We start from the raw sequence: 14,812 nt of genomic DNA, 5'->3' as shown, positions 1-14,812 counted from the left end.
TTCCAGGCCATTCCAGTAATTTTGTGAACCTTTGCAAACCGTTGATTAACGCTCATTGAACTGATACTCATCAACCTATTCCGGCTGGATCCACCGCAGCGATCGAGAGGATCTCTGACCTATTCCCAAAGATCCTCAGTCGGTTCAATCCAGCCGGCTGGACAAAGGAAATCTCAATCCAGCCGGTTGGATGAAGAAAGCCCCGATCCAGAGCATTCAGATGCAGAAGATTCCCTGAGTGCGATCGGGACAATTAGTCGGGATAACTTAGTCGGGATGATTAGTCAGGACAGCTAGGCCAGGCGGCGACGATAGCTCTCCACGGTGTTGGCCAACAGCATGGTCACCGTCATTGGCCCCACGCCACCCGGAACCGGCGTGATTGCGCCGGCCACATCCAACAGGCGATCGAAATCCACATCCCCCACCAGCTTGCTCTTGCCGGTCTGATCGGTAATTCGATTAATCCCCACATCAATCACTGTCGCGCCCGGCTTGATGTAGTCCGGGCCAATCATCAGGGGCCGTCCCACCGCCGCCACTAAAATATCGGCTTCTCGGCAAACGGCCGCCAAGTCCGGGGTGCGCGAATGGGCGATCGTCACCGTGGCATTGGCTTCCAGCAGCATCAGGGCGATCGGCTTGCCCACCAAAATGCTGCGCCCCACCACCACGGCCTTTTTGCCAGCCGGATCAATGCCCCCATCTCGCAAAATTTCCATCACGCCGGCCGGGGTGCAACTGCGCAGACAAGGCTCACCTCGCACCAACCGCCCCAAATTGGCCGGGTGTAACCCATCGGCATCCTTGTCGGGGTCAATTTCCAACAGCAGGGCGTTGCCATCCAGCCCGTCCGGCAAAGGCAGTTGCACCAAAATGCCATCCACGTTCGGATCGGCATTGAGCTGATGAATGATGGCGGTTAGTTCCGCTTGGGTGGCCGTGGCGGGCAGGTGCTGACCAAAGGAGACCATGCCCAAACGTTCGCAGGCCCGTTCTTTGTTGCGGACATAGGCGGCGCTGGCGGGATTGTCCCCGACCATCAACACGGCTAGGCCAGGCGCACGGCCCCGATCGGGCTGGAGTTCCGCAATTTCCACCTTCAGGCGATCTTGAATTTTCTCGGCAAGGGCTTTTCCGTCCAGCAGGCGCGCAGTCATGAGGGGAGAAATTCTATGAAGAACGCTTCAAACTGTAGAGAATTGATCATGCGTTTTGACCATTTCAGCGTCAAAATCTAAAGGATTTTCCGTACCTCAACGATTTCGTCAACCCATGTGAAAACCCATGAAGCAGCCAATGCAAAAGTTAAAGTTAAGAATCGTGGTCACTGAGGGCCCGATTGCGCAACCATAACGAGCAACAGGATCTGATTGAAAATCACCATACCGGCAATGTCTCAGCAGCTCATGTCTCAGATGTTGCGGCGTTTGGCTCCACCCGTCCCACCACGGCTAAAAGGACAAAAAAACAAGGGGTGGCATGGGTTCGTTCTGGGGTTCACCTGGTTAATGGTGGGCTGCACGCCAACCGTTGCAATCGGGGAGTTGAAACAACAACCGGCTGCATCGCTCAATGGGCGATCAGTCTATATCCAAGGCAAAGCCGTCGAACGAGTACCCCTGCTCGACGGCCGCATTTACCGAATTGAAGATCCAACGGGCTGGATTTGGGTGCTGTCTCAGGGCGATCGAACCGAGCTTGAGCTAGGGCAAGTGGTGAAACTCAAGACCTCCCTTCGCTATCAACCGATCCAAGTGGGACAGCAGGAGATGGGCGAAATTTACGCGATCGAGGAGCCTTAAATTAGCCATGTGTCCATCAGACCCCGGCTCAAGCTCCAGATCCCAATCAGGATCTGAGTCAAACAGGGACAGTTCATCCCCAGAGGCCGAAACAGGAACGAGATCAGGAATAGAAGCCGTGGCCCTTGCTTTGCTCTATCCTCCCTCGCGCGATCGATTCCTGTTGCAACTGCGGGATGATTTTCCCCACATTCTCTATCCCGGTCACTGGGGCCTGTTTGGCGGACACCTGGAGGCCGGCGAAGCTCCCGAAGCAGGTCTGCGGCGGGAACTGCAAGAGGAAATTGGCTTTGTGCCGCCCCGGTTAAGTCCGTTTCGATCGACCTTGCAAGACAGCGGCCGGCAGCATTTTTTCTTTCACGGATTGCTCACCGTGCCGCTCACGGAGCTGGAATTAAACGAAGGGCAGGATTTGGCTTGGGGCACGATCGCCGACTTGGAAGCGGGAGAATGTTGGTCGCCCCGTTTGCAACAGATGCGCCCGATCGGCACACCCCATCGATCGATCCTGTTGGCCCTGCATCAAGACCCAGCTCTCTGGCTCGATGACTAAGGGGAATTGAGGCAACCGATCATTACTGATCATTCCATTATTGGCCGTCCATCTTGACGGCGTTCACATCCACCGTCGAGTCAGCCACCGTGGCCGCCGGAGCGGACTTCACCGTGGGGCGATTTTTAAACCACTCGATCGCGATTTGCGACAGCTCTGCAATCAGCAAGGTCACGATCGCCAAATCATCCAGTTGACCCGCGATCGGCAGAAAGTCCGGCGCAATATCGATCGGGCTGAGGAGATACACCAGCGTGCCCGCCACAATCCAGAGGCGATATTTCGGGTTCCGAATCGTGTCGCGATACCAACCGTAAAGGGCGCTGGGGGAGATATTCATGGCGCTATCCTGCCGCGTGATTGCCTCTCATCTTGACAGGGGCGATCGGGCAGCGTCGAGGGTGACGACCCCACCGCTCGATCGCGAAACCCGCACCCCTCAGCCAGTTCAGCAATTGCCCCCCGATCGCCCCCTAAACCGCATGGGCGCGATACCAGTCGATCGTTTGGCGCAGCCCATCCTCAAAACTCGTTTGCGCCTCAAACCCAAACAGTTCCTTGGCCCGCGTCGTGTCCAAACAGCGGCGTGGCTGGCCGTTGGGTTTGTCCGTTTCCCAAACCAACTCCCCGTCGTAGCCCATCAATTGGCAAATCAGCTCAATCAAATCGCGAATCGAAATTTCCCGACCCGTTCCCAAATTCACCGGCTCCGAGCTGTTCAGCAACTGTGCCCCCAAAACAATGCCCGCTGCCGCATCGGTGGAATACAAAAACTCCCGCGTGGGGCTGCCATCGCCCCAAACCGGAATCTGTCGATCGCCCCGTTGTTGTGCCTCATGCACCTTGCGAATCAGCGCTGGAATTACATGGGAGCTACCCGGATCGAAATTGTCTTCCGGCCCATACAAATTCACCGGCAATAGATAAATGCCATTGAAGCCATACTGATCTCGATAGGCCTGAAGTTGCACCAACAGCGCCTTTTTCGCCACCCCGTAGGGCGCATTGGTTTCCTCGGGATAGCCCTCCCAAAGATCAGATTCCTTAAACGGCACGGGCGTGAATTTGGGATAGGCGCAAATCGTTCCCACACAAACAAACTTCTCCACTCCCGCTTGATAGGCCGCATGGATCAATTGCGTACCCATCATCAAATTGTCGTAAAACAGCTCGGCCGGTTTTTCGCGGTTCAGGCCAATGCCGCCCACGTGGGCCGCCAGGTGAATCACCACCTGCTGACCTGCCACAGCCGTCTCACAGGCCGCCCATTGCCGCAAGTCGCAATCGCGCGATCGGGGAATCGTAATTTTTTCAGGATTCGCCCCCGCCGCCACCAACTGTTGCACCACCTGCTTGCCTAGAAAACCCGCGCCGCCGGTCACCAAAATGGTCTTATTACTCAAGTCGATCGGGGTGTTGCTCATGCTGTTTACCTGCTGTTCACCTTAAAAACGTGGGGAAAATCGGGGTCGAAACTGGCCGCAAGTGCCGCAAATTGGGATCGCCAAGGTGCGATCGCCCTCGGTTTCTGATTTTTCCGGCCCCGCAACCAATGCGAAACACCCAGAAAACCCCATTTTGGAACAGCCCCACCCGATCCGACACCTGCCTTCACCGGCTTACTCAATTGGACAAGCAATCGGCAATCTACCCTCAGTCATTCGTCAATTCGTCCAAAAACAGCCTACCAACCGCAATTTTTGAAACCTGACCCGAAAATTAGAGTTTTGTTTTGGTGTTTTGGTAATTTGATTAACAACTAAATAGTTATTTAGCTATATTAAGAGGTGTATATCTAACTGGACTCATCATCATGGATCACAGTCTGCCGCTTAATGTTGATCCGCCGCTTGATCCTCCTTCCCCCTCCCGGCGGCGTTTTCTGAACTTCCTCACTGGCGCTGCTGTGGCCACCACGGCCAGTTCCGTGCTCTATCCCGCCGGCCAGTTCCTGATTCCACCTCGCGAAAGCCTGGGCGACAACGGTGGCGTTTTGGCCAAAGACAGCTTGGGGAACCTGATTCCAGCGGCACAAGTCTTGGCAGAGCCACCGGGGAGCCGGGCCCTGGTGGCTGGGTTGGCCGGGGAGCCAACTTATTTGGTGGTGAACGAAGCCCAACAGCTCGACCCGATCGGACTAGTCAACTCCTGCACACACCTAGGCTGCACCTTCCCCTGGAATCCCAATGATTTAGAGTTCCAATGTCCCTGCCACGGCTCTCGGTATGCGGCCGATGGCAGCGTATTGCGCGGGCCGGCTCCCTTGCCTCTCAAAATTGTGCAAGTGACTATTTTGGGTGACCACATCGCTCTCACCCCCTGGACTGAAGCTGACCCGCGCACTGACGAAAAGCCCTGGTGGATCTAGCGTCTTCTCAAAGTCGAGCACCGGTTCACCTAAAATTTTGCTGCGATGGTTCAACTCCATTCCCAGCAAAGGGCCAAACTTCGATCGCTATCCGGTCACCATGGGTCACCATAGGTCACAAATTACTCTTGATCGGCCTTGATAAATCTTGATGGATCCTGATTGATTTTGATCGCCATTGGCTGAGGGGAATGATCACCTCGGCTCATCCCCTCGGCATTGGTCTGGATCAATATTGGCCTGGGTCGATCGCGCTTGATTGTTTTGATTGAAACGTCCTGTTCCTGCCCTTTGAACACTCTCTCCCATCACCATGTGGCCCAGCGCAATTACTGCTTATTTCCATTACCTCAGCTTCATGTTGGCCTTTGGGGCTGTGGCTGTGGAACTGCTGACTCTCAAAAAAGAACTCTTGATCGCGGAAGCCTGGCGAATTCTGATTGCTGACGTGATCTACGGCATCTCCGCTTCTCTGGTTTTATTCACCGGAGCGTTGCGGGTTCTTTACTTTGGCAAGGGTGCTGACTATTACCTTGGCAACCCCATTTTCTATACCAAAGTTGGCCTATTTCTCTTGGTCGGGGCTTTGTCGATTTATCCAACCATTTCCTTTGTGTCTTGGATTGGCAGTTTGCGAGAAGGCAAGGTTCCCCAACTGGGTCAAACACAATTTCGGTGGCTCTCTTGGCTAATTCGGATTGAGCTGGTGGGCTGGATCAGTCTTCCGTTGTTGGCGGCACTCCTGGCCCGCAGCGCGTAACCGTCAGTGCCTAGACCGCTATGCTTCAGGCAGTGTTTCATTGGGTATGGCGATCGAATGCCTCAAGGATTGCGATCGGGTTGTGATCGCCCATGCAAGTCTGATTGGGGGCCATTTAACGGCTATTGGGTAGCTATCTTGTTGATGGCAATCTCAATTTTTGGTTAAACCCCTTTGAAGAAATTTGGCCGCTGGCTGGTCTTGGGACTCGTCCTCGCTTTTTTGCTGAAAACACTGCTCGATCGGGCAGCGGAAGTTGCCACCTTGCGGTTAACCATCCAAGGGTGGGGCTGGTTGGCCCTGTCGTTGGGGCTGACGGCGGCGGCGCACTTGTGGTCAGCGGTGGTGTGGGGCTGGCTGTTGCAGGCCTTTGGGCGATCGGCCCCGCGTGGCTGGGTACTGCGCACCTATCTGGTGACCAATGTGGCCAAGTATTTGCCGGGGAATGTTTGGCATTTTTACGGTCGCATTCGGGCGGCGGGCCGGGTGGGCGTGGCTTGGCCAGTGGCGGCGGCCAGTGTGTTGCTGGAGCCGTTGCTGATGGCGGTGGCGGCTTTGCTGCTGGGGGTTTTGGCGAGCGATCGGGCTTGGTGGGGAGTGCAGTTAGCCCTAGCGATCGGAGTGCTGGCGGCGGTGCATCCCCGCATTTTGAATCCCCTGCTGCAACGGTTGGGTCGCCGCAAACTGCAAACCACCGACAGCAACCCCCATCACCAACCGGCCCAACTGAGCCAATACCCGATCGGGCCGTTGTTGGGGGAAACGGGCTTTTTGTTGTGGCGGGGCGCGGGCTTTTTGGCAGCTCTGGCGGCCTTTAGTGCCATTAATCCTCTGGATTTGCCTCGGTTGGCCAGTGGGTTTGGGTTGGCCTGGTTGTTGGGATTGGTCGTGCCCGGTGCGCCCGGCGGGGTTGGGGTTTTTGAAGCGGCGGCGATCGCCCTGTTGGGGTCGATCGTCAATCCAGCGGCTCTGTTAGCCAGCGTGGCCAGCTATCGATTGGTGAGTGTGCTGGCGGAAACCGGCTTGGGTGGCTTGGCCTGGTGGTTAACGCCTCCTGCCGAACAAATTTGGACTGGGGAATCTGAATCTCGGGAATCAGAAGCCTCTGAATCGAATTAACACTTAACTGAAGGCTGAACTTGGTCTCCCTTTGGAGGCTGTTTGCAAACCGGCGAAGCAAGTCAAAGAGCATTAGCCCTTACATTCAGAGACGATGATTCCTTTAACCAACATTGGCCTGATGTTGGGGCAATTGGCGAAATTGGATACTCTCTCCTAATTTTTCAAACAGCCTCTGATGTAAGGTCTTGGGTCATTGCCTGTTCCCATGTGAAGGGCAACTCAGCGGGAAACAGGGCGATCGGCAAACCAGTTTCAGCTTGTGCTTTGGTGCGAGCGTCGGCATAAGCTGCCATGGTTCCTTCCAGGAGCGATCGCACTAGCTGCCAAATCAGGGCGAGGCGTTGGTGATAGCCTTGCGGAGCAATCTCGCGCCAGGAGAGTTGTTCGGCTTGTTTGCTTAGGCTTTGCCATGTCACTATTTCTAGCCCTCTTCTTTTGTCTCAGTGTTCCACATTATTTAAAAAGTTATTGATGATTTGGCGAATTTCTTCGGAGCTAGTATTACTTTGATCTGATTTAGAGTAGATGTCTATCAAACAGCTCAGACAACGGCAGAGTTGCTCCAGTTGTGGCTTGCTCCCAGGATTGTCGAAAGTTGTCGGCAGAAAAATCTAGGTTTTCTGGTTCAGCGATCGCCTTGGGTTCTATCTTTCCTAACACTCGTGTCAATAGCCATAGCAAACCATTGGCGAGCCACTGCCAATGATCACCCAAAACTAGTGAGCGATCGCTTGTCCAACCGAGTTGGGCAAGGCGCTCGGCGATCGGTTCGGGAACAATAAGGGTGAGGTCACGGGAAGGAGTAGACATCAGGATCACTGGATTAGTTGGAACTCTAGATTGGTAAAAGCACTGGCTGCCAAATCAGGGTGAGGCGTTGGTGATAGCCTTGCGGAGCAATCTCGCGCCAAGAGAGTTGTTCGGCTTACTTACTCAGGCTGTCTTCTGCCACCACCGCTAGTCCTTTCCTAAATGCTAGTTTGACTATCATGGAATTGTTGGGGTGTGGACTGAATCGAGTATTAGCATTGCTAAGTTAATAAGTTTGGTAGCACAGAAAAAGCTTGACCGCCTGGTAAACGGTAAACGTAAAAATCCCGATCAAGTGTGCAAATTGTGGTTTTCTGACGAACTTCTGCTGCTGCTACTAATGAAGCGTCGGCTAAATCCATGGGTAAATCCCGATACTGTGCCATCAGCGATCGCATCCTCAGTTGCTCCGCAGAATCATTGAAGTGGAAGGTGACAGCTCCAGTTTCAACATAGCCCCACAGATAGGCTTGGGCTGGCCATCCACCACCACGTTGCAGGAGGTGCATGGCTTCGGTAAAGCAAGGCCAAGTCGTAACTAGCGGTGCGCGAACTTGAGTGGCACAAGTGCGGCAGGTTTGATGATAAGGATCGCTCTGATCAATGAGGGCAATTAAGAACGAAGCGTCAGCGAGTGTCACTGAATTACTCCCAAGGTTTACCCGCAGTCTCACGAATTTTCATGTGCTTTTCTAGCCAAATATCAGTAGTTGACTCTTCAGGTTTTTGGAAATTGAGAGAAACTACTCCCATCTGACCATCGAGTAATTCAGCGACGGTTTTGGGTTCGGCTGATGATGGCTCGATGTTGGTAACGGACTGAGCCGATCGCCCCAGGAGCGATCGCACTAGCTGCCAAATCAGGGCGAGGCGATCGCGCCAGGAGAGTTGTTCGGCTTGTTTGCTCAGGCTCTGCCACGTCACCATGCTCGATCGCCTCCTGTTCTGTAGTTTAGTAATGACATCAATGATAAGGAGATCACTGAGTTCATACTCCAAGGGTTTCAGATAGGGTCAAAACTTAACAACTAATCAAACCAATTTTCAAGAGTTAAGTTATTGAAGTTCTGGAAATCCTGCAAATTTCTCGTAACCAATATGAGTTGACAGGTCGCTGCAATGGCTGCAATTTGTCCGTCTGCGAAGGCAGGTGTTAAACCGAGACTTGCCAATCGTGAGCGTTCTTGAGCGTGCCAGGATGCAGCAGCTTGGTCATAAGGCAAAATTGTCAGAGTTTCGGCAATCTGTGCAAGATATGATCGCAATTGATTACGGCGATTAGAGGGTGGTAGGCGATCGCAACCAAAGTTCAGTTCGTGCCAAGTAATTGCAGAAATAGCGGATTGGTGATGATGTTTTGCTACGCGATCAACAACGCCACGATTAGGGTTGGGTCGTTGTAGCTCAGAAATAATATTGGTGTCGAGTAAAAAACGCAGCATCACAAGGTTACATCTCGCCCTGGGTCGCGATCGCGCACGTCAGCCCAGGGATCATCGTCACTCCAAGAGTCCCAATCAATGGTGCTGCGCCACTGTTGAAGGCGTTCCCAGAAAGTAGGAACAGGTTGGACTGATCGCCCCAGGAGCGATCGCACTAGCTGCCAAATCAGGGCGAGGCGATCGCGCCAGGAGAGTTGTTCGGCTTGTTTGCTCAGGCTTTGCCATGTCACCATGCTCGATCGCTCCCTGTTTATTTCAGTTGATTAAGATCAGCTAGTTGGTTTATGGCAGCAGTAGCTCGTCTCAAGCTAGGTGAAGATTCCACTGCATAGCTAGTGCGCCAACTATTCCTAATAAAATCGCCTAAGACCAAGTTGTAACCTCTTCCTTGCGTTGCTGTTGATCCTGGTAATGGCAGCAAAGCTTCTTTTAGACTACGCTTACGACATTTTTTACTGACAACGTTTAATAAAAAGCGTTTAGGATCTCCTATATCGTCAGGATTTTGCAAGAAGTTATCATCACTAATCTGCAAAAATTTAGCCAAAGCGCTTCGGTCAGCCATAACCCAAGACTCTATTTCATGTACAGCAATGCGTAGTAAAAAATTGCGATGTCTTTTGGTTTCACCAAGCCATTCTTTGATCAGAAGCACAGGACATTGTTTCTGATCTAAATCAGTGAGCACAATAAAGGGTATAGATTGGGCAGCGGTATTAAACTTAACAGCATTCTTTCGCAGAAAACCAGATCCATTCTGCTTGAGACAGTTCATGATACTGAATTGAGATTCAGACTGTTCCAAGATCTTTCTTAAAACAATCTCACTCAGATCATCCTCCACTGCGATATTGACGAAGATCATATTTACTTGAGAAAGTCTAGTTGATCAATATGTGTAGGTTTGGTTTTCGGCAACACAGTATCTGCGATGCTTAGTCCTGCACTTAGCAATGGCTTGATGTCTTCCAATGAAGATGCAACTTCTACCTGAGTGCCTTCTGGCCGCGGGGTGAGTAAGAGAACCTCTTCTCCACCAATTCCTGGATCGGATAGTAGATCACTGCTGTGGGTGCTAATAAAAATTTGGCGACGTTTACCTTTCTGAAGTTGTTCAATTAATGCAGGTAATTTGGCATTGATTGCTGAATGGAGCGATAGTTCAGGCTCCTCTAGAAGAAGTAGCGAATTTCCCTCTAATAAAGACCACAGTAGGCCTATAAGCCTTAGCGTCCCATCTGAAAACTGATCCTCCTGTTGCTTTCCTGCGTTAGGTCTCCAGTGCTCATAAAGCGCTTCCAGATGTGGCACACCCATTTCATCTTTAACATCTTGAAGTTGTTTCAATTGCGGTAAAGCGATTTTCAGCGCCCCTTCAATTTTTTTGAGACGAGATCGTCGTGTTCGTTCAGATGTTTTAATAATCCTGTCCAAGAAGCTTCTACCAAATGGATCATCTTGTAGGGCATTACCCTGAAATGCATCAGGATGTCGCAAAAGCTGAGGAATGAGATGTAAATATAAAATTGAATTCAGGAATGCTTGTATCTCACGAAATTCAAAATTAGAGTTAACTTGTTCCAAGTAAGTTTCACGTAATCTGACAGCATCTCTCTTATCATCTTGATTAGGGCGATCTAAAATTTGTTGTCCGTCTTTCCAGACACGTTCATAGGCAATTTGAGGTGAATTATCACCACCTTTTTTCTGCTGGATTCCCAGCGCGTATTTAAACGTTGGCGAATCTCCTAGAGCTTCTGACAGATGTATTTCTAGTTCAACATCTGGGTGGCGGCGAGCTGCAAGGCAACGAATTTTTGAAAGCCCCTTACGATCTCGAATCGCTTTCTGTAATCCGCCGCCATCTTTTGCAATATCTCTTAAAAATCTTAATGCATCTAGTAAGTTTGATTTTCCGCAGGCATTGGGGCCAACTACAAATACACGATCTCGTAGATCTACATCAACTGACTTGAAGTTGCGCCAATTTTTTAGCTTGAGGTGTGTAATTAACATTTTACTTTTATATCAAGACGATCAATCACAATCTAGCATAGCTTTCATAGGAGCAAATGATTGAACAGAGTCGAGTTGGGCAATCAATGTTGGCAACATGGTATTGGTTTAGATATGGGGCATGTTGTTAGCCTAGGCTAGTAGAGTGCATAGATCTAATGTTATGAGCCAGTAATGAACCCAGATTGGTGATTGGTGCAACCGCTACAGCGCCAGGAAATGTCCCTCGCGATCCTAGACTGTTAAGCACGATCGCCGATGCTCGGCATCCACGCTACAGCGCTCGCAGGAGACAGAACACACCATGCTCGAAGCTTATCGCCAACAGGTTGCAGAACGCGGTCAACTGGGCATCCCCCCCTTGCCCCTCGATGCCGCCCAAACCAGTGATCTGTGTAAGCTGCTGGAAACCCCGCCCGCTGGGGAAGCAGAATTTTTGATGCACTTGCTGTGCGATCGCGTGCCCCCCGGTGTGGATGAGGCGGCCTATGTGAAAGCGTCGTTCCTGACCGCGATCTCCCAAGGAGAAACCACCAGCCCCCTGATCACCCCCCAAGGTGCAGTCGCCATCCTCGGGCAAATGGTCGGTGGCTACAACGTGCAATCCCTGGTCAGTTTGCTGAAAGCGAAGGACGCGGGCATCGCCCAAGCCGCCGCCACCGCCCTCAGCAAAATTACGTTGGCCTTTGATGCGTTCAACGACGTGCTGGAACTGTCGGAGCGCAACCCCTACGCCAAACAGACGATCGACGCTTGGGCCAACGCCGCTTGGTTCATCAGCAAGCCCAAGCTGGCCGAAGCGATCACCGTCACGGTGCTGAAAGTGCCCGGCGAAACCAACACCGATGACCTTTCGCCCGCCACCCACGCCACCACCCGCCCCGATATTCCGCTGCACGCCTTGGCCATGCTGGAAACCAAGATGCCGGAAGCCCTGGGCCTGTTGCCGGAGCTGAAGGCCAAGGGCCACCCGATCGCCTATGTGGGTGACGTGGTCGGTACGGGGTCTTCGCGCAAATCGGCGATCAACTCCGTCCTGTGGCACATCGGCGACGACATTCCCCACATCCCCAACAAGCGGGCTGGCGGCGTGATTTTGGGCGGCAAGATTGCGCCGATTTTCTTCAACACGGCGGAAGATTCCGGGGCCCTGCCGATCGAGTGCGACGTGGCCCAAATGAACACGGGTGACGTGATCACGATCTATCCCTACAAGGGCGAAATCACCAACGAAGCGGGCGAGGTGATCAGCACCTTCAGCCTGAAGCCCGACACGATCGTCGATGAGGTGCGGGCCGGCGGTCGGATTCCGCTGCTGATCGGTCGTAGCTTGACGGACAAAACCCGCGAAGCCCTCGGGATGGAACCCAGCACCCTGTTCGTGCGCCCCACTGCCCCCGCCGACACCGGCAAAGGCTTCACCCTGGCCCAAAAGATGGTCGGCAAGGCCTGCGGTCTGCCCGGCGTGCGCCCCGGCACGTCCTGCGAACCGCGCATGACCACCGTGGGTTCCCAAGACACCACGGGCCCCATGACCCGCGACGAGCTAAAGGAGCTGGCTTGCCTCGGTTTCAGCGCGGATCTGGTGATGCAGAGCTTCTGCCACACAGCGGCCTATCCCAAGCCTGTGGATCTGAAGACCCATGCGGAATTGCCGGACTTCATCGCCCAGCGCGGCGGCGTGGCCCTGCGCCCCGGCGACGGAATCATTCACTCCTGGCTAAACCGGATGCTGATGCCGGACACGGTGGGTACGGGCGGCGACTCCCACACCCGTTTCCCCCTGGGCATTTCCTTCCCGGCGGGTTCCGGGTTGGTGGCCTTTGCGGCGGCCTTGGGCGTGATGCCCTTGGATATGCCGGAGTCGATCCTGGTGCGGTTCAAAGGCAGCCTGCAACCGGGCGTGACCCTGCGGGATGTGGTGAACGCGATTCCTTACGTGGCGATTCAGCAAGGCAAGCTGACCGTGGCGAAGGAGAACAAGCAGAACATCTATTCCGGCAAGATCATCGAAATGGAAGGGCTGCCGGATCTGAAGCTGGAGCAGGCCTTTGAGCTGACCGATGCGACGGCGGAGCGATCGGCCGCCGGTTGCACGATCGCCCTGAGCGTGGAAACCGTGTCGGAATACCTGCGATCGAACGTCACCCTGCTGAAAAACATGATCGCCCGGGGCTACGAAGATGCCCGGACGATCGCCCGCCGGATTGCCCAGATGGAAGCCTGGTTGGCGAACCCCTCCCTGATGACCGCCGATGCGGATGCGGAATACGCCGACATCATCGAAGTGGATCTGGATCAACTGGTGGAACCCCTGGTGGCCGCGCCCAACGACCCGGACAACATCAAAACCCTGTCCGATTGCGTGGGCGACCCGGTACAAGAGGTGTTCATCGGTTCCTGCATGACCAACATCGGTCACTTCCGCGCCGCCGCCAAAGTCCTCGAAGGGGCCGGCAAAGCCAAGGCGCGTCTCTGGATCTGCCCGCCGACGCGGATGGATGAAGAAATGCTGCGTCAGGAAGGCTACTACGAGATCTTCGAGGCGGCCGGCTGTCGGTTGGAAATGCCCGGTTGTTCGCTCTGCATGGGCAACCAAGCCCGCGTGGAAGACAACACCACCGTGTTTTCGACCTCGACGCGCAACTTCAACAACCGGATGGGCAAGGGCGCGCGGGTCTACCTAGGCTCGGCGGAGTTGGCGGCGGTCTGTGCCCTGTTGGGTCGGATTCCCAGCCGCGAGGAATACCTGGAAGTGGTGAAGGGCAAGATCGATCCGCTGGCGGGTGATTTGTACCGCTACCTCAACTTCGATCAGATCGATGGCTTTGAGGATCAAGGGCGATCGGTCTCGAAGGAAGACCAAGAAAAAGTCCTAGTCAGCGCCGGCCGTTAATTAATCTCCGGTAGGGGCGTACCGCCGTACGCCCTCCGCCAGGGCCGATCGATTGAAACGGCGAGCGTTGGGGTTTGGGATCTTGCGTACCGGAGGGCGCATGGCGATGCCGGATTGAATCAAAATTCATGGATCGTAGGGGCGTACCGCCGTACGCCCTCCGCCAGGGCCGAGCGATCTAAACGATAATCCAGCGCATGGCGATGCCGGGTTTGATAGGTTTAACCTGTGTTTTGGGATCTTGCGTACCGGAGGGCGCATGGCGATGCGCCCCTACGGAGAATGTGGGTTTTTGGATCGAAAATTGTGTTGATCGGGCGTTGAAAGATGGCGTATAACCCGGCGATTCATCATCGGCGATCGATCCGATTAAAAGGGTTTGATTATTCGCAGCCTGCCGTTTATTTCGTGACCCTTTGTTGCTATCAACGGGAATGTTTATTTGGAACAATCTCACAGGACAAAACCGTTCTGAACGAATTGGGAATGATCGTCAGGAATGAATGGTTACGAAGTTTTAAAATTCGGGATGAGCTAAAACCTGATGCTTGGGTGATCATGCCCAATCATTTTCATGGGTTGTTGTGGTTTGATCGCCCGATCGTGCAAACGCAATCACCAAGTGATGACGGTGAATCGGTTGATGACAGTGTGCTAGGCAAAAGTCAGTTACGGCGGCCGGCGCGATCGCTGGGATCTGTAATTGCCGGTTTCAAAGCGGCGACCACCAAACGCATCAACCAATACCGGAATGCACCAGGAACACCGGTTTGGCAACGGAATTATTATGAGTCGATCGTGTGGGACTATCGAATGCTGAACCATATTCGAGATTACATTGAAAATAATCCGCGATCGTGGTCAACCGATTCCCTACATCCCAACAACATCCCCAAAAATCATCCCCCGTAGGGGCGTACCGCCGTACACTGGCTTCAACTTAAGGAAGTTAAGCTGTAGCCATCGATCCTAGAGATGCTTGAGCCATGGCTCGTAGTCGCCCCTACTCCGATGCCAATCCTGATTTGCGTCGGCGCTGC

At 53.5% G+C, this 14,812-nt stretch carries 19 protein-coding genes; 7 read left to right on the top strand and 12 right to left on the bottom strand.

What is annotated here, in order from left to right:
• Window positions 1-293: 293 nt before the first annotated feature.
• Window positions 294-1,160, bottom strand: coding sequence for a bifunctional methylenetetrahydrofolate dehydrogenase/methenyltetrahydrofolate cyclohydrolase FolD (gene folD, locus H6G52_RS04200; protein ID WP_099531501.1), 867 nt, complete (start codon window positions 1,158-1,160; stop codon window positions 294-296).
• Window positions 1,161-1,394: 234 nt separating this feature from the next.
• On the opposite strand from folD, the gene H6G52_RS04195 reads away from it, so the two are divergent.
• Window positions 1,395-1,805 carry a hypothetical protein gene (locus H6G52_RS04195; RefSeq protein WP_190526676.1) on the top strand — a complete coding sequence of 137 codons (411 nt, stop codon included), beginning with the start codon at window positions 1,395-1,397 and terminating at the stop codon, window positions 1,803-1,805.
• A gap of 118 nt (window positions 1,806-1,923) precedes the next feature.
• Complete coding sequence (locus H6G52_RS04190) at window positions 1,924-2,358, top strand: NUDIX domain-containing protein (protein WP_370567669.1); 435 nt, start codon at window positions 1,924-1,926, stop codon at window positions 2,356-2,358.
• A 37-nt stretch (window positions 2,359-2,395) separates the two neighbouring features.
• Here the strand turns inward: H6G52_RS04190 and H6G52_RS04185 are convergent, their stop codons facing one another.
• Window positions 2,396-2,698, bottom strand: a complete 303-nt coding sequence (locus tag H6G52_RS04185) for a YkvA family protein (protein ID WP_099531504.1) — start codon at window positions 2,696-2,698, stop codon at window positions 2,396-2,398.
• 133 nt (window positions 2,699-2,831) lie between these two features.
• On the bottom strand, window positions 2,832-3,782 hold the full coding sequence (locus H6G52_RS04180; protein WP_190526672.1) for a GDP-L-fucose synthase: 951 nt from the start codon (window positions 3,780-3,782) through the stop codon (window positions 2,832-2,834).
• Window positions 3,783-4,171: 389 nt separating this feature from the next.
• Here H6G52_RS04180 and petC point away from each other — a divergent pair, with 389 nt between their 5' ends.
• The 3 genes from petC to H6G52_RS04165 all read left to right on the top strand — a co-directional run bounded on the left by petC (window position 4,172) and on the right by H6G52_RS04165 (window position 6,605).
• A complete protein-coding gene (petC, locus tag H6G52_RS04175; RefSeq protein WP_190526670.1) occupies window positions 4,172-4,726 on the top strand; it encodes a cytochrome b6-f complex iron-sulfur subunit in 555 nt (184 codons plus the stop codon).
• Window positions 4,727-5,039: 313 nt separating this feature from the next.
• Window positions 5,040-5,486: a DUF2214 family protein gene (locus H6G52_RS04170; protein ID WP_190526668.1), complete on the top strand. Its 447-nt coding sequence runs from the start codon at window positions 5,040-5,042 to the stop codon at window positions 5,484-5,486.
• Window positions 5,487-5,660: 174 nt separating this feature from the next.
• Complete coding sequence (locus H6G52_RS04165; RefSeq protein ID WP_190356318.1) at window positions 5,661-6,605, top strand: lysylphosphatidylglycerol synthase domain-containing protein; 945 nt, start codon at window positions 5,661-5,663, stop codon at window positions 6,603-6,605.
• A 164-nt stretch (window positions 6,606-6,769) separates the two neighbouring features.
• On the opposite strand, the gene H6G52_RS04160 is transcribed toward H6G52_RS04165, so the two are convergent.
• From H6G52_RS04160 to H6G52_RS04125, 8 genes are all read right to left on the bottom strand, one after another.
• Window positions 6,770-7,024, bottom strand: a complete 255-nt coding sequence (locus H6G52_RS04160) for a DUF29 family protein (protein ID WP_190526666.1) — start codon at window positions 7,022-7,024, stop codon at window positions 6,770-6,772.
• A gap of 100 nt (window positions 7,025-7,124) precedes the next feature.
• A complete protein-coding gene (locus H6G52_RS04155) occupies window positions 7,125-7,418 on the bottom strand; it encodes a hypothetical protein (protein WP_190526664.1) in 294 nt (97 codons plus the stop codon).
• 221 nt (window positions 7,419-7,639) lie between these two features.
• Window positions 7,640-8,059: a PIN domain-containing protein gene (locus H6G52_RS04150; protein WP_190526662.1), complete on the bottom strand. Its 420-nt coding sequence runs from the start codon at window positions 8,057-8,059 to the stop codon at window positions 7,640-7,642.
• A gap of 4 nt (window positions 8,060-8,063) precedes the next feature.
• Window positions 8,064-8,345 carry a hypothetical protein gene (locus tag H6G52_RS04145; protein ID WP_190526660.1) on the bottom strand — a complete coding sequence of 94 codons (282 nt, stop codon included), beginning with the start codon at window positions 8,343-8,345 and terminating at the stop codon, window positions 8,064-8,066.
• 101 nt (window positions 8,346-8,446) lie between these two features.
• Window positions 8,447-8,860, bottom strand: a complete 414-nt coding sequence (locus H6G52_RS04140; RefSeq protein ID WP_199312159.1) for a type II toxin-antitoxin system VapC family toxin — start codon at window positions 8,858-8,860, stop codon at window positions 8,447-8,449.
• A complete protein-coding gene (locus H6G52_RS04135) occupies window positions 8,860-9,093 on the bottom strand; it encodes a hypothetical protein (RefSeq protein ID WP_190526656.1) in 234 nt (77 codons plus the stop codon). The genes H6G52_RS04140 and H6G52_RS04135 overlap by 1 nt, the downstream gene beginning before the upstream one ends.
• 17 nt (window positions 9,094-9,110) lie before the next feature.
• Window positions 9,111-9,725: a DUF4276 family protein gene (locus H6G52_RS04130; RefSeq protein ID WP_255508488.1), complete on the bottom strand. Its 615-nt coding sequence runs from the start codon at window positions 9,723-9,725 to the stop codon at window positions 9,111-9,113.
• 2 nt (window positions 9,726-9,727) lie between these two features.
• Window positions 9,728-10,876: an AAA family ATPase gene (locus H6G52_RS04125; protein ID WP_190526652.1), complete on the bottom strand. Its 1,149-nt coding sequence runs from the start codon at window positions 10,874-10,876 to the stop codon at window positions 9,728-9,730.
• A gap of 304 nt (window positions 10,877-11,180) precedes the next feature.
• Here H6G52_RS04125 and acnB point away from each other — a divergent pair, with 304 nt between their 5' ends.
• A complete protein-coding gene (acnB, locus tag H6G52_RS04120; protein WP_190526650.1) occupies window positions 11,181-13,772 on the top strand; it encodes a bifunctional aconitate hydratase 2/2-methylisocitrate dehydratase in 2,592 nt (863 codons plus the stop codon).
• A gap of 178 nt (window positions 13,773-13,950) precedes the next feature.
• Here acnB and H6G52_RS18465 read toward each other — a convergent pair whose 3' ends face one another.
• Complete coding sequence (locus H6G52_RS18465; protein WP_242026191.1) at window positions 13,951-14,229, bottom strand: hypothetical protein; 279 nt, start codon at window positions 14,227-14,229, stop codon at window positions 13,951-13,953.
• Here H6G52_RS18465 and H6G52_RS18460 point away from each other — a divergent pair.
• Entirely contained in the window at window positions 14,181-14,684 is a 504-nt protein-coding gene (locus H6G52_RS18460; protein WP_370567668.1) for a transposase, read from the top strand. The two genes, H6G52_RS18465 and H6G52_RS18460, sit on opposite strands and share 49 nt — an antisense overlap.
• Window positions 14,685-14,812: the final 128 nt, after the last annotated feature.

The organism is Limnothrix sp. FACHB-881 (genome assembly GCF_014698135.1).
Lineage (GTDB): Bacteria > Cyanobacteriota > Cyanobacteriia > CACIAM-69d > CACIAM-69d > CACIAM-69d.
The sequence above is the reverse complement of the archived record's forward strand: the minus strand, read 5'-3'. Positions and strand labels throughout refer to the sequence as shown.